Origin of the sequence: Ferrimonas kyonanensis DSM 18153, from assembly GCF_000425405.1 — a bacterium.
Lineage (GTDB): Bacteria > Pseudomonadota > Gammaproteobacteria > Enterobacterales > Shewanellaceae > Ferrimonas > Ferrimonas kyonanensis.
Window position 1 is genome coordinate 497,586 of the sequence record NZ_AUDJ01000001.1, and the last position, 20,205, is coordinate 517,790.

20 protein-coding genes are annotated in these 20,205 nt (G+C 57.2%); 10 read left to right on the top strand and 10 right to left on the bottom strand.

The window, feature by feature from the left end:
* The gene (locus H598_RS0102350; protein ID WP_028111575.1) at window positions 1–987 is read left to right on the top strand and encodes a permease; all 987 of its coding nucleotides are present in this window, start codon (window positions 1–3) and stop codon (window positions 985–987) included.
* Here the strand turns inward: H598_RS0102350 and yjjX are convergent.
* Window positions 953–1,537: an inosine/xanthosine triphosphatase gene (gene yjjX, locus H598_RS23060; RefSeq protein WP_051252286.1), complete on the bottom strand. Its 585-nt coding sequence runs from the start codon at window positions 1,535–1,537 to the stop codon at window positions 953–955. The genes H598_RS0102350 and yjjX overlap by 35 nt on opposite strands.
* 66 nt (window positions 1,538–1,603) lie before the next feature.
* Here yjjX and H598_RS0102360 point away from each other — a divergent pair, with 66 nt between their 5' ends.
* From H598_RS0102360 to H598_RS0102370, 3 genes are all read left to right on the top strand, one after another.
* Window positions 1,604–2,392, top strand: a complete 789-nt coding sequence (locus H598_RS0102360) for a sulfite exporter TauE/SafE family protein (RefSeq protein WP_028111576.1) — start codon at window positions 1,604–1,606, stop codon at window positions 2,390–2,392.
* A 311-nt stretch (window positions 2,393–2,703) separates the two neighbouring features.
* Window positions 2,704–3,981 carry an aromatic amino acid transport family protein gene (locus tag H598_RS0102365; RefSeq protein WP_028111577.1) on the top strand — a complete coding sequence of 426 codons (1,278 nt, stop codon included), beginning with the start codon at window positions 2,704–2,706 and terminating at the stop codon, window positions 3,979–3,981.
* Between the two features lie 71 nt (window positions 3,982–4,052).
* On the top strand, window positions 4,053–5,417 hold the full coding sequence (locus H598_RS0102370; protein WP_028111578.1) for an L-serine ammonia-lyase: 1,365 nt from the start codon (window positions 4,053–4,055) through the stop codon (window positions 5,415–5,417).
* 52 nt (window positions 5,418–5,469) lie between these two features.
* On the opposite strand, the gene H598_RS0102375 is transcribed toward H598_RS0102370, so the two are convergent.
* Together H598_RS0102375 and H598_RS0102380 are read right to left on the bottom strand one after the other, a co-directional pair.
* The gene (locus H598_RS0102375) at window positions 5,470–6,072 is read right to left on the bottom strand and encodes a hypothetical protein (RefSeq protein WP_028111579.1); all 603 of its coding nucleotides are present in this window, start codon (window positions 6,070–6,072) and stop codon (window positions 5,470–5,472) included.
* 45 nt (window positions 6,073–6,117) lie between these two features.
* Window positions 6,118–8,580 (bottom strand): putative bifunctional diguanylate cyclase/phosphodiesterase, encoded by a 2,463-nt coding sequence (locus tag H598_RS0102380; RefSeq protein ID WP_084144282.1) that lies wholly within the window; start codon window positions 8,578–8,580, stop codon window positions 6,118–6,120.
* Between the two features lie 129 nt (window positions 8,581–8,709).
* On the opposite strand from H598_RS0102380, the gene H598_RS26310 reads away from it, so the two are divergent.
* On the top strand, window positions 8,710–8,967 hold the full coding sequence (locus H598_RS26310) for a hypothetical protein (RefSeq protein ID WP_156896902.1): 258 nt from the start codon (window positions 8,710–8,712) through the stop codon (window positions 8,965–8,967).
* Window positions 8,968–9,111: 144 nt separating this feature from the next.
* Window positions 9,112–10,392, top strand: a complete 1,281-nt coding sequence (locus H598_RS0102385) for a dicarboxylate/amino acid:cation symporter (protein WP_028111581.1) — start codon at window positions 9,112–9,114, stop codon at window positions 10,390–10,392.
* A gap of 60 nt (window positions 10,393–10,452) precedes the next feature.
* Here H598_RS0102385 and H598_RS0102390 read toward each other — a convergent pair whose 3' ends face one another.
* Window positions 10,453–11,367 (bottom strand): DMT family transporter, encoded by a 915-nt coding sequence (locus tag H598_RS0102390; RefSeq protein ID WP_028111582.1) that lies wholly within the window; start codon window positions 11,365–11,367, stop codon window positions 10,453–10,455.
* Window positions 11,368–11,448: 81 nt separating this feature from the next.
* A complete protein-coding gene (locus tag H598_RS0102395; RefSeq protein WP_028111583.1) occupies window positions 11,449–11,970 on the bottom strand; it encodes a MerR family transcriptional regulator in 522 nt (173 codons plus the stop codon).
* 470 nt (window positions 11,971–12,440) lie between these two features.
* Between H598_RS0102395 and H598_RS0102400 the strand changes: the two genes are divergently transcribed.
* Window positions 12,441–14,117, top strand: a complete 1,677-nt coding sequence (locus H598_RS0102400; RefSeq protein ID WP_028111584.1) for a methyl-accepting chemotaxis protein — start codon at window positions 12,441–12,443, stop codon at window positions 14,115–14,117.
* Window positions 14,118–14,178: 61 nt separating this feature from the next.
* Here H598_RS0102400 and accC read toward each other — a convergent pair whose 3' ends face one another.
* The 5 genes from accC to H598_RS0102430 form a co-directional block, all read right to left on the bottom strand.
* On the bottom strand, window positions 14,179–15,519 hold the full coding sequence (accC, locus tag H598_RS0102405) for an acetyl-CoA carboxylase biotin carboxylase subunit (protein ID WP_028111585.1): 1,341 nt from the start codon (window positions 15,517–15,519) through the stop codon (window positions 14,179–14,181).
* A 10-nt stretch (window positions 15,520–15,529) separates the two neighbouring features.
* Window positions 15,530–15,988: an acetyl-CoA carboxylase biotin carboxyl carrier protein gene (gene accB, locus H598_RS0102410; protein ID WP_028111586.1), complete on the bottom strand. Its 459-nt coding sequence runs from the start codon at window positions 15,986–15,988 to the stop codon at window positions 15,530–15,532.
* 29 nt (window positions 15,989–16,017) lie between these two features.
* Window positions 16,018–16,464, bottom strand: coding sequence for a type II 3-dehydroquinate dehydratase (aroQ, locus tag H598_RS0102415; protein WP_028111587.1), 447 nt, complete (start codon window positions 16,462–16,464; stop codon window positions 16,018–16,020).
* A 193-nt stretch (window positions 16,465–16,657) separates the two neighbouring features.
* The gene (arfB, locus tag H598_RS0102420) at window positions 16,658–17,077 is read right to left on the bottom strand and encodes an alternative ribosome rescue aminoacyl-tRNA hydrolase ArfB (protein ID WP_028111588.1); all 420 of its coding nucleotides are present in this window, start codon (window positions 17,075–17,077) and stop codon (window positions 16,658–16,660) included.
* A gap of 125 nt (window positions 17,078–17,202) precedes the next feature.
* Window positions 17,203–17,622 (bottom strand): DUF2057 family protein, encoded by a 420-nt coding sequence (locus tag H598_RS0102430; RefSeq protein WP_028111589.1) that lies wholly within the window; start codon window positions 17,620–17,622, stop codon window positions 17,203–17,205.
* A gap of 409 nt (window positions 17,623–18,031) precedes the next feature.
* On the opposite strand from H598_RS0102430, the gene H598_RS0102435 reads away from it, so the two are divergent.
* From H598_RS0102435 to H598_RS0102445, 3 genes are all read left to right on the top strand, one after another.
* The gene (locus H598_RS0102435) at window positions 18,032–19,075 is read left to right on the top strand and encodes a hypothetical protein (RefSeq protein ID WP_028111590.1); all 1,044 of its coding nucleotides are present in this window, start codon (window positions 18,032–18,034) and stop codon (window positions 19,073–19,075) included.
* Window positions 19,076–19,158: 83 nt separating this feature from the next.
* Window positions 19,159–19,359, top strand: a complete 201-nt coding sequence (locus H598_RS0102440) for a DUF2061 domain-containing protein (RefSeq protein WP_028111591.1) — start codon at window positions 19,159–19,161, stop codon at window positions 19,357–19,359.
* Between the two features lie 143 nt (window positions 19,360–19,502).
* Complete coding sequence (locus H598_RS0102445) at window positions 19,503–20,099, top strand: ATP-dependent protease (RefSeq protein ID WP_028111592.1); 597 nt, start codon at window positions 19,503–19,505, stop codon at window positions 20,097–20,099.
* Window positions 20,100–20,205: the final 106 nt, after the last annotated feature.

Consider the following 20,205-nt stretch of genomic DNA (forward strand, 5'->3'; position numbering starts at 1 on the left):
ATGTTGTCACTGTTTACTGAGTTAGCGGATTGGCTGGTGTACCAACTGCTGGGGCTGTCTGAACAGACCCGGCTGGGCCAGGCACTGCACTTTTTTGTTGAGGACACCAGCAAGATATTGGTGTTGTTACTGGTGATGATCTACGCCATCGCCCTGGTACGCGCTTCGCTGGATGTGGAGCGGGTCCGCCAGTACCTGGCGGGTAAGAGCCGCTTCAGCGGCTACGTGCTGGGTTCGAGTTTTGGCGCCATTACCCCGTTCTGTTCCTGCTCCAGCATTCCGGTGTTTCTCGGCTTTACCTCCGCCGGCATTCCGGTGGGCATCACCATGGCATTTCTGCTGACCTCGCCGTTGATCAATGAGGTGGCGGTATTGTTGTTACTGAGCCTGTTGGGCTGGAAGTTAACCCTGCTGTACGTGGTTATCGGCCTGGTGATCGGCATGCTGGGAGGCTGGATTCTGGACAGCCTCAAGGCGGAGCGTTGGTTGCAGCCTCTGGCGGCGAAAGCCTATGCCATGGGGCAGGACCAGCCTCAATCCCAGCCGGTTCAGCCTCAGTCCAGGCCCTCAATGACGCTGGCTCAGCGCCATGAGTTCGCCACCTCAGAGACGCGAGAGATCGTCGGCCGGGTATGGAAATGGGTGATCATTGGCGTCGGCATCGGCGCCGGGCTGCATGGCTTTGTTCCGGCGGGCTGGCTGCAGGCCAACCTGGGGGACGGCCAGTGGTGGTCGGTGCCATCGGCGGTGCTGCTGGGGATTCCACTGTACGCCAATGCCACCGGGGTGATTCCGGTGATGGAGAGCCTGCTGCTGCAAGGGGTGCCGCTGGGCACCACCCTGGCGTTCTGCATGAGTACGGTGGCGGCCAGTTTTCCGGAGTTTGTGATGCTGAAGCAGGTGATGCAGTGGCGGTTGCTGGCGCTGTTGATGCTGATGCTGCTGACCGCGTTTACCCTGATGGGGTGGCTGCTGAATCTGGCGTAGCCGTGGCGGCGACCTGGTACAGTTCCGGGTGAAGAAACGGAGCCAGCAGCATGCACAGGGTGTCGCTGTAGACGCGGGTTCGGTCCACCAGGTTGTTGGTGAGTATGCCCATGGCACCGCCTTTCTGGCGAATGTTGTGGTCGTTGAACAGTTCGTCCATCAGTGGCCCCAGTTCTTCGCCCTGTTCCAGTCGTTGACTGATGACCTCCGGTAGGGGCAACAGCCCGGTGCGACCGATCTGAGTATGTTGGCCATCGCTGATGGCCACATAGGCAAAGGTGAAACCCTGACCGTGGATGCGGTCATAGCCGCCTTCGAACGACACATACAGATCCGCCGCCATCGCCTTGGTGGCATCGAGGCGGTTTATGGCGCCGACCCGGGTTTCGGTTTCACCCAAGGGTTGCTCATCCACGCCGGAGGGGACACTGACCCCTTGAACCTGCCACTGGCAATCCGGGTAAGCCGCTTGCAGGGCTTGGGTGGCCGCGTTGACTTTCACCGGGTTGCGGGAGGCAACAATGAGAGTTTTTTGTACTATTTGGGTCATCGTCGATGCCGTCAAAGAGGGAATGTGACACAATAGTCGACAATCTAATCAGTGACTTCAAGTATTATGATCTACCTTCTGTATTTACTTCTTGGTGCGTTTGCCGGCGTGTTGTCCGGCTTGTTTGGCATTGGTGGTGGGCTGGTGATCGTACCGGTGTTGCTGACCACTTTTAAACTACTGAACTTCGATCCTCAACTGACCATTCACATGGCCCTGGGCACCTCCCTGGCCACCATCATTGTCACCTCGATGAACTCCATGTGGGCCCATCATCGTAAAGGCGGAGTGGATTGGAAAGTGGTGCTGACCATGGCGCCGGGCATTGTGGTGGCCGCCTATCTCGGCGGGTTTGTGGCGCACCTGCTGGACGCCACCGTGCTGGCGTACTGTTTTACCGGCTTCATTACCCTGGTGGCCATCAAGATGTGGTTCGGTCTCAAACCCAAGGGCCAGCAACCGTTTCCCGGTGTGGTCGGCCTGAGCATTTCCGGCATCGGCATCGGTTTTCTGTCAGCCATCTTCGGCATCGGCGGCGGGACCATCAGCGTGCCTTTGTTGTCGCGGTTTGGACTGGAGATGCGCAAAGCGGTGGGAATCTCATCGGCTCTGGGGTTGCCCATTGCCCTGACCGGTGCCCTCAGTTACGCCATCAGTGGTTGGAATGCGCCGGGTCTGCCGGAGATGAGTCTGGGCTACGTGTATCTGCCAGCCTTCATCGGCATCGTGCTCACCAGTTCGGTGTTTTCCCGGGTGGGCGCTAACCTGGCCCACAAGCTGGATCCTCGGTTGATGCAAAAGAGCTTTGCCCTGCTGCTGGTGATCATTGCGATAAAGACTTTGCTGACCAGTTAGTGGTTGGTGTAAATGTTGTAACTTTATTACATATGAAAGTTTGAGACTGGGCCGCTGTGGCCCAGTTTTTTTATCTGATCGAATTACCTTCGTCACAAGAGTAACCTGATTCACCCGTTATTTAACGGCCTTATCGCCATTTTAACCCTTCAATTACAATCAAATTAGCCATATTCATGCGGGCATGCGAAAGATCAATGCTGTGAGCTCGCTCACATCAGAAAATCATGTTTGAGAAGTGAATCACATTTAGTTTGTAATAAATCTATATATTTGCCCTCGCTAACTCGAACACTCATAGGTGATTTTTCATGCAGAACCAAAACACTGCAACTGCCACTGCGACCAATACCAAAGCGGTGGGCTATACCAAACAAGACCTGACCTGGTCACTGTCCATGTTCGGCACCGCGGTTGGTGCCGGCGTCCTGTTCCTGCCGATTCGCGCCGGCCTGGAAGGCTTCTGGCCTCTGATCGTCATCGCGATGCTGGTGGGGCCAATGACTTACCTGTCTCACCGTGCCCTGGCGCGTTTCGTCCTGTCCTCCAAACGCAAAGACGCCGACATCACCGATGTGGTGGAGGAGCACTTCGGTAAGAGTGCCGGCCTGTTGATTACTTTCCTGTACTTCTTCGCCATCTACCCCATTGTGTTGATTTACGGTAATGCCATTACCAACACCATCGACAGCTTCATGGTCAACCAGTTGGGCCTGGAGTCCATGCCTCGCTGGATTCTGTCTGGTGCGCTGGTGGCGATGATGATGGGCGTGATGATTCTGGGTCGTCGCCTGATGCTGAAAGCCACAGAATTGCTGGTGTACCCTCTGGTATTCATCCTGTTTGCCATGTCCATCTACCTGATCCCGGACTGGTCCACCGCCGCCATGAGCACCGATAACATCCCGGCCATGGGCGACCTGCTGACCGTGGTCTACCTGACCATTCCGATGCTGATCTTCTCCTTTAACCACAGCCCGGCGGTTTCCTCCATGGCGTTGGCGCAGCGGGAAGCGCACGGTGACGATGCGGTTGCCAAGTCCGACATGATTCTTAAGCGTGCGTCTATGATGCTGCTGGGCTTCGTGATGTTCTTCGTCTTCAGCTGTGTACTGGCGCTGTCTCCGGAACAACTGATGGAAGCCAAGGCTCAGAACCTGCCGGTATTGAGCTACCTGGCCAACGAATACGACTCGCCGCTGATTTCGGTCATCGGTCCCCTGGTGGCGTTCCTGGCGATCTTCTCCTCTTTCTTTGGCCACTACCTGGGTGCCAAAGAGGGTCTGGCTGGCATCGTGAAGAAAGCGGCACCGAAGGCGGTTGAGAGCATGGGTGAGAAGACCTTTGACAAGGCTCTGGTTGCGTTCTTCTTCTTCTCCGTATGGGGCGTGGCCATCATCAACCCATCGGTACTGGGCATGATTGAGTCCCTGGGAGCGCCGTTCATCGCTGCCATCCTGTTCCTGATGCCGATGTACGCCATCAAGAAGGTGCCATCCATGAAGAAGTACGACGGTGCACTGTCCAACATCTTCGTCACAGTCATGGGCTTGGTGGCCATCTCTGCCATCGTTAAAGACCTGATTTAATCAGCGTCCCCTGACTCTGCAAGCCGGAGTCGCAAGACTCCGGCTTTCTTATTTTTACAGAGGTTTTCTTCATGTTCAGTGTTTTCGATATCTTTAAAATTGGTGTAGGCCCATCAAGCTCCCACACTGTGGGACCCATGAAGGCCGCCAAGCAGTTTATTGATGAACTGCGTGCCATGGATAAACTGCGTGAGGTGACTCGCATCAGTGTCGATATCTATGGCTCTTTGTCTCTGACCGGCAAAGGCCACCATACGGATATCGCGATCATTATGGGTCTGGCGGGCAACAGCCCGGAAACCGTCGATATCGATGGTATTGCTGATTTCATTCAGCGGGTTGAGCAAACCGAACGTTTGCCAGTCGGCATGCATTGCCATGTGGTGGATTTCCCCCGAGAGGCGGTGACCTTCCACAACCACGCGCTGGACCTGCACGAGAACGGCATGAGCATTCATGCCTTCATCGGTGAAGAGACCGCCTTGTCGAAGACCTACTACTCCACTGGCGGCGGCTTCATTGTCGACGAAGAGAATTTTGGTAAACCCGCTTCCAACCTGAAGCCGGTACCGTACTCCTTTACCGATGCCGAAGAGATGTTGAGGCAGTGCCGCGAGACCGGCATGAGCATCTCGGCACTGATGATGGAGAACGAGAAGGCCTACCACAGCGAAGCCGACATCCAGGAAGGCTTTGGCCGAGTATGGAACGTCATGCGCGAGTCCATCGAGCGTGGCTGTGGTACCGAAGGCCTGCTGGCCGGGCCACTGAAGGTACCGCGTCGGGCGGCGGCACTGCATCGGCAGCTGATCGCCAATGAGCGCAACAGCAACGATCCCATGAGCATCATCGATTGGGTCAACATGTTTGCCCTGGCGGCCTCGGAAGAGAATGCCGCCGGAGGCCGGGTGGTGACCGCCCCCACCAATGGTGCCGCCGGTATCATTCCTGCGGTGTTGGCGTACTACGATAAGTTCATTGAACGTGTGGATGCCCAACAATACAGCAAGTTCTATCTGGCGGCCGGTGCCATCGGTGCCCTGTACCAGATGAACGCCTCCATCTCCGGCGCCGAAGTTGGCTGTCAGGGTGAAGTGGGGGTGGCCTGTTCCATGGCGGCGGCCGGTCTGGCTGAGCTCATGGGCGCCAGCCCGTCTCAGGTGTGTGTGGCGGCAGAGATCGCCATGGAGCACAACCTGGGACTGACTTGCGATCCGGTGGCGGGCCAGGTGCAGGTTCCCTGCATCGAGCGTAACGCCATTGCCTCGGTGAAGGCGGTCAACGCCACCCGAATGGCGATGCGTCGTAATTCGGATCCCTGTGTGTCTCTGGATAAGGTGATTGCCACCATGTATGAGACCGGTAAGGACATGCATCCGAAGTACCGCGAAACTTCCCAGGGGGGATTGGCGATCAAAGTTCTGAACGTTTGCTAGCGCCAGTGAACGCTCACCAAGCCGGCTTTCGAGCCGGCTTTTTTGTGCTGGCTTATCGTTGGCTCAGTATCAGCAACTGGTGATCGCTGCTGGCGTCCATGCTGGCAATGATCGACGCAGGCAACCGCCGCTGCAGTTCCCGAAACCAGGCATCGGCCCGGTGCCCACCCAGGCGTAATTCGATCAGGCAGCGACGCTCGCGGCAGATGGGGGCATGGGAGAAGGCCTGATCCATCGGTCTCGGAATGGCCTGGTTTAGCCACTGAGGCTGAGCCCAGTCTCCCCATTCCTGATCAGCGTAAAAGTGCTGCCAGCTGCGGCGGTGAGCCGGGTTGCTGTCCTCGATGGGAAAGGCGGGGTGCAAGCGCTGAAATCGGCTCGGAGTGCCCTGACGGTCGTCGGCCTGATAGACCCAGCCTTGCCAGACAAATTGGGGGCCCATGCGTTGGTACTGAGCCAGCAGCGCCTGACGGTCGATGGCCTCAACCGGGAACGGCTGGTTGCCGTCGTGGTGCAATGAGGATTGGGTCCACATCAGGGTGTCGCCATAGGTCGTAAGAACGTCCATGGCAGGGGCAGAATCGGGTTTCCACAACAGCAGAGCCGCCAACAGCGGCGTCAGCCAGATCAGGGTTATCAGGCTCTGGGATCGCATCTCTCACTCCTTGAGAATGGTCACCCCTATTGTAGGAAGGGCGGACTAGGACTTGGTGTTTTTTCCAGCAATAAAGGCGGGGACATTGTCTGCCGCCATCGGCCTTCCCAGTTGAAAACCCTGACCGAAGTGGCAACCCATGTTGCGCAGGATCTCAATCTGTCGAATGTCATCGATGCCTTCGGCGTTGACCTTCATGTTGAGGGCGTTGGCCAGATGGACAATGGCCTGAACCACATCCCTGGCCCGCTGTTCGGTGTGTACCTGGCAGGTAAAGCTGCGATCGATCTTGACGATGTCCAGTGGCAGGCGATGCAGGTAGTTCAGAGAGGAGTAGCCGGTGCCGAAATCGTCCATGGCCAGGCGCACTCCCAGGCGCCGGATCTGTTTCAGCACTATCGAGGCCTGCTCATGCTGGCCCAACAGCGAACGTTCGGTGATCTCCAGTCGCAGCGACTCCGGCGGTAAGCGGGTCTCTTTCAGGATCGAGTTGATCACATCCAGGCTGTTCTGGCGCGAGAACCACTCGGAACAGAGGTTGACGCTGACACTGATGCGCGCCATGCGAGGGTACTTGCGTTGCCAGTCGGCGAACTGCTGACAGGTTTTCTGCAGTACCAGCCGATCCAACTCCAGGATCTGGCGGGTCTCTTCCATCACCTCGATGAATTGAGCGGGCAGCTGCAGCCCCTTGCTGGGGTGGCGCCAGCGCACCAGTGCCTCAAAGCCCACCAGTTGCTCATTGTCCAGACGCCACACCGGTTGATAGTGAATCTCAAACTGATCCTGTTCGATGGCCCGGGCCAGCTCGGTCTCCAGTCGCAGTCGCACCTGTGCCGCCTGGCGCATGGTGCCGGTAAAGACCACCGGCTGGCGGCCACCCTTGGCCTTGGATTGGTACATGGCAACGTCGGCATCCCGCAGGATCTCCTGAGGGCTGTTGTAGGCGTCGTCACAGTAGGCGATGCCGATGCTGCCACCGCTGTAGATCTCTTCGTTATTGATCAGGAACGGCTGCGACAGCATCTTGTGAATTCGCTGGGCGGTGATCATCGCATCCTGACTGTCATGCAGGTTGTCCAGCAACACGGCAAATTCGTCGCCGCCTAAACGGGCCACGGTGTCACTGCCCCGCAGGCAACGCTTGAGCCGGGTCGACACCTGCATCAGCAACGCGTCGCCGGTGAGATGGCCGAGGCTGTCATTGACCATCTTGAAGCGATCCAGATCCAGGTAGATCAAGGCGTAGTTAAAGTCGGCGCAGCGCTTTCTCTGGGCAAACAACTGGTCCAGACGTTCCAGCAACAGTGCCCGGTTGGGCAAGCCGGTGAGGTGATCATGAAGGTTGTCGTGGCGAAGCTGGCTCTCGATGCGTCGCCGTTCGGCGATCTCGTGTTGCAGGGCCTGGGTGCGCTCGTTGACCGCCCCTTCCAGTGCCTGCTGGGTTTCTGACAGGCTGCGGTGGGCCTGTTGAATGATGATCACGTTGGCGATGTGCTGCGCCAGATAGGACAGCATCTGCAGATCGTCATCGCTGTAGCGGCCGACCTGATGGTAATCCTGTATCACCACCGCGCCGATGACGTTATCGTCGTTGATCAGCGGCGCGCCCATCCAGGACTGGGCGCAGTGGCCGATTTCATGGGCCAGGCCCTCATCAATCAGTGCCTGGCGTTGCTGGTAATCCAGCAGCAGCGGCTCGGCCCGTTGCAGCAGGTACTCGGTGAGGCCGTTTCCCAGGGGCCGGCGCTTATGCAGTTTGTGCTGGAACTCATCCACCATGTAGGGGAACTGCAACTGACGGCGTTCCTGGTCCATCAGGGCGACGTAAAAGTTATTGCAGGGAAGCAGGCGCTTAAATTGCTGATGAAATTGTTGGCACAGTTGATCCAGGGGCAACAGTTGCCGGCTGAGGCTGGCGATCTGATGCTGAACCGATAACAGGGTTTTTTGCTGCGCCAGTTGCCGATCCACCTGTTGCTGCTGTTGTCGCAGCTGTTGCAGTTGTTGGCGGACCGAACGGGTGTGCAGGGCCTGCTTCAGCAAGCCGGAAAACTGTTTCAGCAGCCGTTGGTCCTGCTCGCTGTAGCGATGTTTGTCGGTGCAAAATACCACGATGGCACCGCTGCCATTGTCGGCGTCACACCAGGGCACGCCGAGCCAGGCCTGGGGCTTGGGGGGCGTCAACTGGACCTGCTTATTCATCTGCCGGGCCACCAGTTCGGCCTGGGACAGATTCAACGGGCTGCGCCCTTTCATCAGGTAGTTCACCAGGCCGTCTTCAGCCAACAGGCTGTGGGAGTCCAGATCACTGCCCTTGTACCTCAGCTGTGGGGGCTCGCCTTCGATAAGCAGAAAATGGGGCGCGTGCAGTTGTTGCTGCAGCCATTGATGCAGGATGGCAAACAGCGGCTCCGATGGTTGTTCCGGCACACTCAGCTGAGCCAATGCTGCGATCATCGGCGCATTGTCTGCGGTGGAGGGGAGCGGCGAGAGCGAAGTCAGCATCGGCGTTGTAGTGAAGATCTTAAAGCTATCATTATTTTGCGCCCATGATGCCACTTTCTCCTTAATGTTGCCAAGCGAATGAGCGACTAAACTTTAAACAACATTCTCGCTAACTTCGACGGGGGGGAGATGCCTCTTCATTTTTGCGGTTGGTGCGCGCGTCCGACGCCTCATCAGCCGGGGGCGGTGTGTCACCGCCTGCATCTGGTCATGACGTTGATGACCCTGGGAGGATGGAGTTTTGTCTGGGCCTACCTGGATTGCACTGCCTGTCGTTGTCAACGTTGCGGGCTGGGGTGCGGCTTACCCTTGCTGGGGTTTGCCGGGGCCTATTATCTCAGTTTGGCCGAGCGCCGACGTAGCTCCCTGGCGCAGTGGCGTCCGTAAAACCCTGATCCTGGTCAGTGACCGCCACCGGGATGAATTTTGATCACGTTTGTGTCCATTTGAGCAGTCCTCGAAGGGGATTTTTTGCTAGAATCCTTCGCGGTTTTACCCTCCCTACATAAAGAACGAACCGATAGGAATTCTATGTCTACCTCCCGCAATCCCTTGGCCGGTATCTGGTGCAAGTGGTCATCTGTGCCCCTGTGGTTGAAAATTCTCACTGGCATGCTGCTCGGCATTGCCACTGGCGTTGCCATGGGCGAATCTGCCGAATACCTCAAGCCCATTGGCTCCCTGTTTGTGAATACCATCAAGATGCTGATCGTACCTTTGGTATTTTGTTCGCTGATTGTCGGGGTGACCTCGATGCAGGACACTCAGAAGATGGGTCGCATCGGTTTGAAGTCCTTTGTGTTTTATTTGGGAACCACCTCCATCGCCATCACCATCGGATTGGCGCTGGGTTACCTGCTTGAGCCCGGTGCCGGAGTGCAGATAGCCGGTTCCATGGAAGCGGGCGCCAATCTGGCCAAAGAGGCGCCCAGCCTGGCCGAGACACTGGTGAACATGATCCCCACCAATCCCATTGCCGCATTGGCTCAGGGCAAAATTCTGCAGGTGATCGTGTTTGCTGTGGCGCTGGGCATTGCCCTGGTGTTGATTGGCGATCATGGTAAACCTGCCATCAAGTTGTTTGAGTCCCTGGCTGAAGCGATGTACAAGCTCACCGACATGGTGATGAACCTGGCTCCCTATGGGGTGTTCGCCTTGATGGCCTGGGTGGCCGGAAAGTACGGCCTGGATGTGTTGCTGCCGCTGTTGAAAGTGATCATCGCCGTGTACCTGGGCTGTGCCCTGCACATCTTCGGCTTCTACAGCTTGGTGCTGGCTGGCTTGTCCCGCATCAGCCCGATTCATTTCTTCCGCACCATCTCAGAAGCGATGGCGGTGGCTTACACTATGTCCAGCTCGGCCGGAACCCTGCCGGCCTCGATGAAGTGTGCTAAGAAACTTGGCGTCAACAAAAGTATCTCCAGTTTTGTGCTGCCGCTGGGCACCACCATTAACATGGATGGTACGGCTCTGTACCAGGGTGTCTGTGCCCTGTTCGTGGCGCAGTTGTTTGGCATCGACCTGACTTGGGTCCAGTACCTGACCATCATCGTTACCGCGACCCTGGCCTCTATCGGTACTGCCGGGGTGCCGGGTGCCGGCCTGGTGATGCTGACTCTGGTGTTGACCACCGTTGGCTTGCCTCTGGAAGGGGTGGCGTTGGTGGCGGGCATTGACCGGGTGCTTGATATGGCCCGCACCGTGGTCAATGTGTCCGGTGACCTGGTGGCGACCACTGTCGTGGCTCACTCCGAAGGGGAGATTGGCGAAGCGACCGAGGTTGAGGCCGACGCCGAAGCCGCTCGCGTTTAAGCGGCGTCGCAGTCACAACAACCCAGCCAATTGGCTGGGTTGTTTGGTTTTAGGGCCGTTCTATGGTTGCCTTGCCAATGATGGGATCAGGGCGCTCGATAGGATCAGGCCGGCTCCGAGCAAGGCGGGTGTGTCGGGCTGCTCCGAAAACCACCAGTAGCCGAACGCCATGGCGTAGAGGATTTTGGCGTACTCGACATTGGCAATGACATTGGCGGGTGCCAGCTTGTAGGCGCTGACGCCGAGCCACTGTGCCAACGAGGACAGGAGGCCGACGCCCAGTAACATCATCCACTGCGCAGGCGTCGGCCACTGCCACTGAAGCAGCGCCGGAATCAGGGCCAACAGGCCGACAAAGACTGCTTGGTAGGCCAGCAGTGTCAGCCTGGGTTCGGTTTGCGCGATACGGCGGACACAGACAACGGCGACCGCAGCGCCGATTGCCCCTGCCAGTCCGGTGGCGGTATAAACCAGTGCCGTTCCCTCGAAATCGGGCTTAACCACCAGCATGACTCCGGCAAACCCGATCAGCAGGGTTAGCCATCGGTGGCGAGACACGGCCTCTTTCAGCCACAGACGGGCAATCAGGGCCACAAACAGCACCTGGGTGAAGCCAAGAGCCGTGGCATTGGCCAGCGGCAGGTGACCCAGGGTCAGAAAACCCAGAGACAGGGCGGTAAAGGCGCCGCCGATACGGGCGACATGCAATCCCAGGTGGCGTGGTGTCAGCAGGCTGTCCAGGGCGTTCAACATGGCGGGCGCCAGCAAAGTCATCAACACCAGTTGCCGGACGAACAGGATCTGCAATACCCCCATGGTTTGCTCGCTCAGTACGCGAACCAGTACCCCGACGACCACAAACAGTGCCGTGGAGAGCAATGCCAGGCCGATGCCCTTGTGGGCATCAGACTGGGGGGAAAGCCGTTGATGAGTAAGTTGAAGCAGCGCCGCAGAGGCAGAGAGGAAGGGAGCCATGACAGACCTCAGTGATGAATGAGGCCGGCAGTCTGAACCCGCACGTTGTAGACAGGTCAAGGGCGGGGTTGGCGGCGGTGTTCAATCCTGGCTGCGTTGGCGAATGGCGCGGATTTCGTCTTCATCGATGTTCAGCGACTCCAGAAACTGTTGGTGGCCTTGCGGCTCCATGCGTTCAAATTGTCGGTGCCAGTTACGCATCTCCCGCTCGCCCATGCCGGCGGCTTGCATGATGTGGGTCCAGCGCGATTTGGTCAGTCCCTGTGGCTGCAACAACTGTGGCGTTTCCAGCAGGGTCATGATGGCCCGCTGCTGTTGTCGCAACACCTGAATCTCCCGCTCCAGCGCCGTAAATTGATCCTGCAGAGTTTGCTGTCGGTTGGCGGCGTCCGGTTGTGCCAATAACGGTGCCAGTTTGGCCACCGGCAGGCCAAAGGAGCGGTAGGCCAGAATTTGTTCCAGGCGCGCAATCTCCTTGTCACCGTACCAGCGGTAACCGTTACCACTGCGACTGGCGGGGGACAACAATCCCTGCCGTTCGTAATACAGCACCGCGGTACGGGACAAGCCGAATCGCGTTGCCAGTTGAGAAACCGTGAGCATGGCTGCCTCCAAATGTCAGTGTAACGACCAGTATTAACCCTATACCAATAGACGGGTCAATGAAGAGTCTCGTCTTGAATGCTGGAAAATAGAGTATTTAGTTCAGTTATTTATTTGTTAACCCCAGGTGAAATCGACCTGTAATCACTCGTTATGTAAACAATCTCTAATGTCTTTTTTTCTAACAAAAGCTGAGATGCAAACTTTTGAATAATAGTAATTAAGTTCATCGTGTTTGCGGCTTGCATGGGTCATTTTCGGCCCACAATGCCCTGTTTAAATTGGGGGTATTTTGACGGTCTGGGCGAGGGCGCTGTCGCAGCCGGTTTTGTAAATTGCAGTTTGGATTTGAATCATGATAACTAGGCAAAGTGATGGTTTTGTCACGGTTTTGATGGGTGTGGAGTAACGCCTTTCACCGCGGCGGAACCCGGTTATACCAATAACAATGATGTAGATGGAGAAGCTGTATGGGACGACTCGGATTGATGGGCAAGATGCTGCTGCTGGCTTCGGTGCCTTTGGTGATGACCATGGTGGTAGTGACTGCCAGCTCCGTCTATTTTAAATCGCAGACACTGGAGCAGCAGGTTGCGACCTTTACCAAGGATCTGCGTCAGGAAAAGATCAAGCAGGTTCAGGATGCGGTGACCATCGCCATCAGTACCGTGCGTAATCAGATTGCCGCACACCCCGGTGAGGCGCCGCTGGCGGTGGTTAAGGATGCCCTGGCGGGCATCGAATTCGGTGACGGGGGGTATTTCTTTGTCTACAACATGGAGGGGACAGTGCAGTTTCATGGTCTAAAGCCACAGACCGTGGGGCAAAACCAGTTGCACCTGACCGATCCCAATGGCACCCCCTTCATTGCCAACCTGGTGGCGGCAGCGAAGCGGGGCGGGGATACGGCGTCTTACTTCTATCAGAAACCCGGTGCCACCGGCCTGGTCGAGAAGATCAGTTACGTTAAGCCCTTGACTGAGTACGGTTGGTTCCTGGGTACCGGTGTGTACGTGGACGAGATCGAGGCGGCCGTGGCGTTGTTTCGCAGCGAAGCACAGGCCATGGCGGAGGAGGAGACCCTGATCAACACCCTGGTGTCGCTGGGGATCATGGTGCTGGCGGTGGTGGCCATCGTGGCGGTCTCCAGAAAGACCGTCGAGCCAGTCAATCAGATGCTGGCCAATTTGAGGGAGATTGCCCAGGGCGAGGGCGATCTGACCAAGCGCTTACAGGTAAAGGGCGACGATGAGATTGCCCAGTTAGGACTGGCCTTCAATCAGTTTACCTCCAAACTGCAAGACACCATTCGTGAGGTGGCGGAGGCCACGGTGCAGGTGGGGCAGGCGGTGGACAACATCAACCAGCAAACCGGCACCATAACCCGTCAGTTGTCGGTGCATAACGATGAGACCGAACAGGTGGTGACGGCGGTCACCGAGATGAGCACGGCCGCCGCCGAGATTGCCGGTAACGCCAACCAGGTGGCGGAAGCGACTCAGGCGGCCGCCGACGATGCCGATACCGCACAAGACAAGCTGGGGCACTCGGTCAGTGCCATCAACACCCTGGTGGGAGAGGTGGACCTGGCGGCTCAGCACATCGACCGCCTCAACGCCCAGTCCACCCGAATTCACAGCGTGCTCGGGGTGATTGGCGACATCGCCGAGCAAACCAACCTGCTGGCGTTGAACGCCGCCATTGAGGCGGCCCGGGCCGGCGATCAGGGCCGCGGATTTGCGGTGGTGGCCGACGAAGTGCGCGGCCTGGCCAGCCGCACTCAGACCAGCACGCTGGAGATCAAAGAGATGCTGGATGAGTTGCATCAGTCGGTGGCCAAGGCGGTGTCCACCATGGACAACAGCCAGAGTAACTGCGAAACCACCGTCAGTGCCTCGGGAGAGATCACCACCAGCCTGACGGCGGTGTCGGGGGCGGTAAACGAGATCAACGACATGACCAGCCAGATCGCCACTGCCGCCACCGAGCAGAGTTCGGTGACCGAGGAGATCAACCGCAACATGGTGTCGATTCGGGACATCGTCACCGAGCTGGTGTACGCCAGTGACGAGTCGGCGCAGATCTCCGAGCAGCTTGGGGCCTCGGGCCGTAAGCTGAGTCAGCTGGTGGGGCAGTTCAAGGTGTGAGCCTGAACGTCAGCCATAAAAAAACCTGGCCGTGGCCAGGTTTTTTTGCGGGCAAGCGAGGTTACAGACCCAGCTTCTTCTCCAGGTAGTGGATGTTGGTGCCACCGTGCTGGAAGTTTTCGTCAGCCATGATTCGCTGCTGCAGCGGAACGTTGGTCTTGATGCCGTCCACCACCAGCTCACGCAGGGCGTTTTTCATGCGGGCGATGGCGATGTCGCGGTTTTCCCCATAGGTGATCAGCTTGCCGATCATGGAGTCGTAGTGCGGCGGCACCTTGTAGCCGGCGTAGATGTGGGAGTCCCAGCGAATCCCCATGCCACCCGGTGGGTGGAAGCGTTCGATGTTGCCCGGAGACGGAATAAAGCTGTCCGGATCCTCGGCATTGATGCGGCATTCGACCGCATGGCCACGAACAATCACCTGCTCCTGAGTGATCGACAAAGGTTGGCCGGCGGCGATGCGCAGCTGCTCTTTGATCAGATCCACGCCGGTGACCATCTCGGTAACCGGGTGCTCCACCTGAATTCGGGTGTTCATCTCGATGAAGTAGAATTCGCCGTTTTCATACAGGAACTCAAAGGTGCCGGCACCACGGTAGTTGATGTCGATGCAGGCTTTGGCGCAGCGCTCACCGATGAATTTACGCATCTCTTCGGTGATGCCCGGAGCCGGCGCTTCTTCAACCACTTTCTGGTGACGGCGCTGCATGGAGCAGTCGCGCTCGGCCAGGTGGATGGCGTTGCCCTGACCGTCGGCCAGAACCTGAACCTCGATATGGCGGGGGTTTTCCAGGAATTTTTCCATGTAAACCATGCTATTACCGAAGAAGCTGCCCGCTTCTGATTGGGTAATGGCAATGGCTTCCAGCAGTTCACTTTCCTGACGGACCACTCGCATGCCGCGACCACCACCACCACCGGCGGCTTTGATGATCACCGGGTAGCCGATGCGCTTGGCGATCTGAATGTTGGTTTTGGCATCGTCGCCCAGAGGGCCATCGGAACCGGGAACGCAGGGAACGCCGGCCTTTTTCATTGCGGTAATGGCCGACACCTTGTCGCCCATCAGGCGAATCACTTCCGGTGACGGGCCAATAAAGATGTAGCCACTCTTTTCTACCTGCTCGGCAAAATCGGCGTTTTCGGCCAGAAAACCATAGCCGGGGTGAATGGCGATGGCATCGGTCACTTCGGCGGCAGAGATGATGGCCGGAATGTCCAGATAGCTTTCGGTTGCCGGGGCACGACCGATGCAGATGGTTTCATCGGCCAGCAGCACGTGTTTCAGATCCCGATCGGCGGTGGAGTGCACCGCCACGGTTTTGATCCCGAGTTCGCGACAGGCGCGCAGAATTCGCAGAGCGATTTCACCGCGGTTCGCAATAACCACTTTGTCCAACATGGCGAATTCCTTACTCGATGATGAACAGAGGTTCGTCGAACTCTACGGAGTCGCCGTTTTCGATCAGGACCTGCTTCACCACACCGGCTTTATCGGACTCAATCTGGTTCATCATCTTCATCGCTTCAATGATGCACAGGGTGTCGCCGGCAGCAACGGTATCGCCCACTTCGACGAACGGCTTGGCGGCCGGGCTGGCGGCGCGGTAGAAGGTACCGACCATGGGCGATTTTACCGCGTGGCCATCGGTAGCGGCCGGGGCGGCGGCTGCCGGGGCGGCAGCGGCTGCGACCGGAGCGGCGGCAACCGGTGCCGGCGCTGGCTCAGCCACCGCGTAGGTGGCTGGGGCCACAGGGGCGTTGCCAGTACGACAGATGCGTACGGATTCTTCACCTTCGGAGATTTCCAGCTCGGCAATACCGGATTCCTGCACCAGTTCGATCAATTTTTTGATTTTACGAATATCCATAAGGGTTCTCTTTTTAAGCTCTGTACGTACTAGCCAGCACGATTCAAATAGTTAACCGCACTTTGCAGTGCAAATTGATAACCGTCCGCACCCAGTCCGCAAATCACTCCAACGGCGACGTCGGAAAAGTAGGAGTGATGACGAAATGCCTCCCGGGCATGGACGTTAGATAGGTGTACTTCGATAAAGGGCGTGGATACCGACAACAACGCGTCCCGCAGGGCAACACTGGTGTGGGTAAAGGCAGCAGGATTGATGATGATAAAATCCACCTCGGTTTGGTGAATGGCATCGATCAGTTCCGCCTCGGAGTTGCTCTGGATATGACTCAGGCTAAGCTGATGATTTTCGGCGGATTTGGTCAGACCAGTTACGATGTCATTCAGGGTTTGCTGCCCGTAATGACCCGGCTCCCGGCGACCCAACATGTTCAAATTTGGGCCATTTACCAGCAATATCCGCTTTTGCTTCGCCATTTTGCGCCTATCCTCTGCGAAAAAGTATCTAACTTCGGACAATGTTAATAAGAGCCAAAGTAGCTTACTTAGTTCCGCCCTAGAAAGTGGTTTTTTCCCATTATAACGACATCAATGAAAATGGCAGCATTTTACTGGTCTAATCACGTGAGATTGCCACAGTGTTTCTCTGGTTCAAGGCGATTATTCTGGCTCAGTCGTTGCCCGGTGCGCGGCGCATCTGCTTGCGCTGGCTGTGCTGCTTTTTGTTGTCGAGGCGTTTGCGGACACTGGAACGGGTCGGGCGGGTTGCGTGGCGGGTTTTGGGGCGAAATGCGGCGGCAACCAACAGGGTTCGCAGACGCTCCAGGGCGTCCTGACGATTCATCTCCTGGCTGCGATGTTGCTGTGCCTTAATCAAGATCTTGCCACCGGCAGTGATGTTGGCGTGGGAGCGGTTGTCCAGAGCCTGTTTATAGCTGTCTGGCAATACCTTGGAGTGACGATAATCGAACACCAGTTGAATCGCCGTGGACACTTTATTGACATGCTGTCCCCCTGGCCCGGATGCCCTGATGGCTTGAAATTCAAGCTCGTACGCTGGGATGGTGAGGCGGTTGGAGATCACTAGCATGGGGCACGACACGGTTGAGGGCGAAGTATCAGTATACCAGTTTGCGCTGGCCACAGGGTTTCAGCCGCAAAAAAGGCAGCAATGAGATGCTGCCTGTTTGAATGGCGGAGTGGTTAGCGGGCAGATCAGTCTGCCAACAGGGCCGTCACCGCCCCATTGCCGATATAGGCTTGATACGCGACCTGTTGATCGTCTTGTTGAATGGTAAATTGTGGCTTTTGGGCGAAGGCCTTAGCGTCCTTCAGGTGATAAGGAATGTCGGCGTTCAGGTTGTAGTTGGATTGGCCGTCGGCGGTAAACACCACATAGATGGGCTTAGAGACCACGGTTTCGTGCAGGTTGCGGTGCCCGATATAGGGGTTGGCGTAACGTAGGGTGACCACTTGCTTACCCGCGTCCAGACTGAGATTGCTGGCATGGACGGAAACCGGCTGGCCATTGACGTCGGTGGCGTAGAAACCCTTTGGCAGTTGCAGAGAGGTTGCGGATGCAGTGGCAGACAACACCAGAGCTGCGGCCAGAGTGGCCAGAGGCAGTTTGCGCATATTGATACTCCTTCCTTCATTCAGCGCCTGTGGCCCTGCCGGGAAACCCCGCAGGAACCGGAGCGTCGCCCCGGGGCCAGTGACAATCCGGTCATTGGCCGTCGCCGGGAGGGGGTATTATGTAACGAATCCCCCTTTACGACTTTGCTTATGTTTTACCATTAGGTTGCATAAAAGTGAACTCTTGCCCGAGTATATCCGGCAAATCAAATGTTAAATCTATACAAAATGCTGCCAGGTGGCGATTAAAAGGTAGGATCTATAAAATCCGTTGTGCTGGGTCGCAGCACTGCGGGTGACTGAGCAGGAAAAAAGTGACATTGTTCTAAATTTTAACATTTTCTGTTACTTTCATCGCCTAATTCGCTGGGGGATAATCAACAGCGCCACCGTTTTAAGGGAACTCAGAGTGAAGGCATTACGGATCCTCGCCGGACATCAGGCCCGGGAGCAGATTGCGCAGCACGGTTTGCAGCCGGCTTTGTTTGATCGCTTTATTGCCGCCAGCGGCGGCCCTAAGTGGCTGCCATTGGCCGCCCTGGACCGTCATCTGCTGACTCGGTGGGTGCCACAGGCGCAGCCGATGGAGCTGTTGGGTACCTCCTCCGGAGGCTGGCGCTGTGCCGCCCTGTGTCATCCCCAGCCGGAGGCGGCTCATCGGCGTCTGCAGCAGGCGTACATCAATCAGCGTTATGAGCAGTACCCGAGCGAGCAGGAGGTTCGGGACAACTGCCTTGGCATCATCGAGGCTTTGGTGGCCGAAGTCGGATTAGCGGCGCTGTTGGCTCAGCCGACGCGAACCTTGAATCTCATCGCCTGCCGCTGGAAAGGGATGCGCAATCACAGCCGTCCCCGACAGATGGCGAATCTGGGCCTGACGGCACTGGTGAATCTGATCAGCCGCTCCGGCCTGGAGTTGCTGTGGGAGCGCTGGTTGTTCTCGGCCGGTGGTGCAGCGTTTGAGCCTCTGGGCGGGCTGACCACTCACCCGGCCAGGCTGACGCCCGCCAACCTGGAAGCGGCTCTGCTGGCCACCGGCAGCATTCCAATGCTGTCGCCGGGCGAACTGGATATCGATGGTGCTCGACCCGGGCGCTACATGGACGGCGGCATCACCGATTACCACCTGGATTTTCCAGTGCTCGGCCAGGGAAAGTTGGTGCTGTACCCCCATTTTAACCCCTTTGTACTGCCGGGTTGGTTCGACAAATCCTTATCCTGGCGCCGTGCCGGGACCAATCTCAGTAATGTGGTGCTACTGGTGCCAAGCCCCGAGTTTGTCGCCAGTCTGCCTGGGGCGCGAATTCCGGATCGGGGCGATTTTAAGCGTTATGATAATGAGCAGCGCATCGCGTTGTGGAATCGCTGCTGTCAGCAGGGACAGGCCCTGGTGAATGGGTTTCAGCAGGCGGTGGCCGAGGGGCAGCGGGTTGAAATCGAAAAATTAGATTAACGGAAGCGAAGATTACCATTTTAAATCTAAATGATAATTGTTATTATTTGGTCATTCGCCATTATCTCAATGAGGCCATGACCATGATTAAAACCCTGAGCTTTGCCGTAATGCACTTTTCCATCGCTTTTACCCTGGTGTACTTGCTGACCGGAAGCTGGACGCTGGGCGGGGTGGTGGCCATCGTCGAACCCCTGGTGAACACCGTGGCGTTTTATTTCCATGACAAGTTCTGGAAACGGCTGGAGTTGCGCCGGCAGGGGACAACCCTGCTGACCGCCTGAATATCGTCCCAGCATTCGAAACCCAACCGCCCTAAACAGGGTCTAAACTAGTGAGAGACCAGCGGGCACCGGCTTTTGGTTTCTGTTAGTTTTCAAACCTCCGGCGCTCGAGTATGCCCCCTGTGGTTGGCTGGGAGTTTGGTATGCGTCGAATCATCGTGGCACTGTTACCCATCGATAGTCCGGTATTGCCCCAGGGGCGCCGCGAGCTGAGGATGGTTACGCCCGGCCAAAGCCGGGTGGTCGCCGAACATTTTCGCAACCAGTTACCTCTGGTGGCTTGCGTGCAGCGTGAGCAGGGCCACCCGCTGCCCTGTTATCCCATCGCCTCCGTAGTTGAGATTCTCGACTTTCACCAGCTGGAAGACGGTTGTTTGAGCGTGGTGGTGGAAGGTCGGCGCAAGTTTACCGTATCCCAGGCTTGGGCCGAGCCAGACGGGGTGTGGATGGGGCAGGGGTTTGTGATGAACAATTGGCCCTCCCTGCCGATGTCGCCACGATTCGAGCTGCTTAGCGAGGCGTTGTTGAGGCTGTTTGATGCTCGGCCCGAACTCGGCGAACTGTACGCCGATAAGCGTCTAAGCGATGCCTGTTGGGTCGGCCAGCGGTGGCTGGAGATTCTGCCGTTGCTGGAGCAGGATACTCAGGAGTTGCTGCAGTCGCCGGATTGTCACCGAACCCTGAATTTCATCCTGTCGCTGATCATTAAGCCGGAGCTGTATTCATTTCCTTCCCGATAGCGTCGCTGTAACCCTTCAGGCGCAAGTTTATAACTCTTTGCCAAACTTTACGTTTCCAAAAGGCACCTATACCAATGGATCGTGTCTACTAGTAGCAGGCTTATCC

Bases quoted from the DNA above. Each gene is read 5' to 3' on its own strand.
- H598_RS0102360 (WP_028111576.1), top strand. From the start codon at position 1,604: ATGATCTACCTTCTGTATTTACTTCTTGGTGCGTTTGCCGGCGTGTTG.
- H598_RS0102400 (WP_028111584.1), top strand. From the start codon at position 12,441: ATGGGACGACTCGGATTGATGGGCAAGATGCTGCTGCTGGCTTCGGTG.
- H598_RS0102385 (WP_028111581.1), top strand. From the start codon at position 9,112: ATGTCTACCTCCCGCAATCCCTTGGCCGGTATCTGGTGCAAGTGGTCA.
- arfB (WP_028111588.1), bottom strand. From the start codon at position 17,077: ATGCTAGTGATCTCCAACCGCCTCACCATCCCAGCGTACGAGCTTGAA.
- H598_RS0102445 (WP_028111592.1), top strand. From the start codon at position 19,503: ATGCGTCGAATCATCGTGGCACTGTTACCCATCGATAGTCCGGTATTG.
- H598_RS0102370 (WP_028111578.1), top strand. From the start codon at position 4,053: ATGTTCAGTGTTTTCGATATCTTTAAAATTGGTGTAGGCCCATCAAGC.
- H598_RS0102375 (WP_028111579.1), bottom strand. From the start codon at position 6,072: ATGCGATCCCAGAGCCTGATAACCCTGATCTGGCTGACGCCGCTGTTG.
- H598_RS0102395 (WP_028111583.1), bottom strand. From the start codon at position 11,970: ATGCTCACGGTTTCTCAACTGGCAACGCGATTCGGCTTGTCCCGTACC.
- H598_RS0102440 (WP_028111591.1), top strand. From the start codon at position 19,159: ATGATTAAAACCCTGAGCTTTGCCGTAATGCACTTTTCCATCGCTTTT.
- aroQ (WP_028111587.1), bottom strand. From the start codon at position 16,464: ATGGCGAAGCAAAAGCGGATATTGCTGGTAAATGGCCCAAATTTGAAC.
- H598_RS0102430 (WP_028111589.1), bottom strand. From the start codon at position 17,622: ATGCGCAAACTGCCTCTGGCCACTCTGGCCGCAGCTCTGGTGTTGTCT.
- accC (WP_028111585.1), bottom strand. From the start codon at position 15,519: ATGTTGGACAAAGTGGTTATTGCGAACCGCGGTGAAATCGCTCTGCGA.
- yjjX (WP_051252286.1), bottom strand. From the start codon at position 1,537: ATGACCCAAATAGTACAAAAAACTCTCATTGTTGCCTCCCGCAACCCG.
- H598_RS0102380 (WP_084144282.1), bottom strand. From the start codon at position 8,580: ATGCTGACTTCGCTCTCGCCGCTCCCCTCCACCGCAGACAATGCGCCG.
- H598_RS0102365 (WP_028111577.1), top strand. From the start codon at position 2,704: ATGCAGAACCAAAACACTGCAACTGCCACTGCGACCAATACCAAAGCG.
- H598_RS0102390 (WP_028111582.1), bottom strand. From the start codon at position 11,367: ATGGCTCCCTTCCTCTCTGCCTCTGCGGCGCTGCTTCAACTTACTCAT.
- H598_RS26310 (WP_156896902.1), top strand. From the start codon at position 8,710: ATGCCTCTTCATTTTTGCGGTTGGTGCGCGCGTCCGACGCCTCATCAG.
- H598_RS0102350 (WP_028111575.1), top strand. From the start codon at position 1: ATGTTGTCACTGTTTACTGAGTTAGCGGATTGGCTGGTGTACCAACTG.
- accB (WP_028111586.1), bottom strand. From the start codon at position 15,988: ATGGATATTCGTAAAATCAAAAAATTGATCGAACTGGTGCAGGAATCC.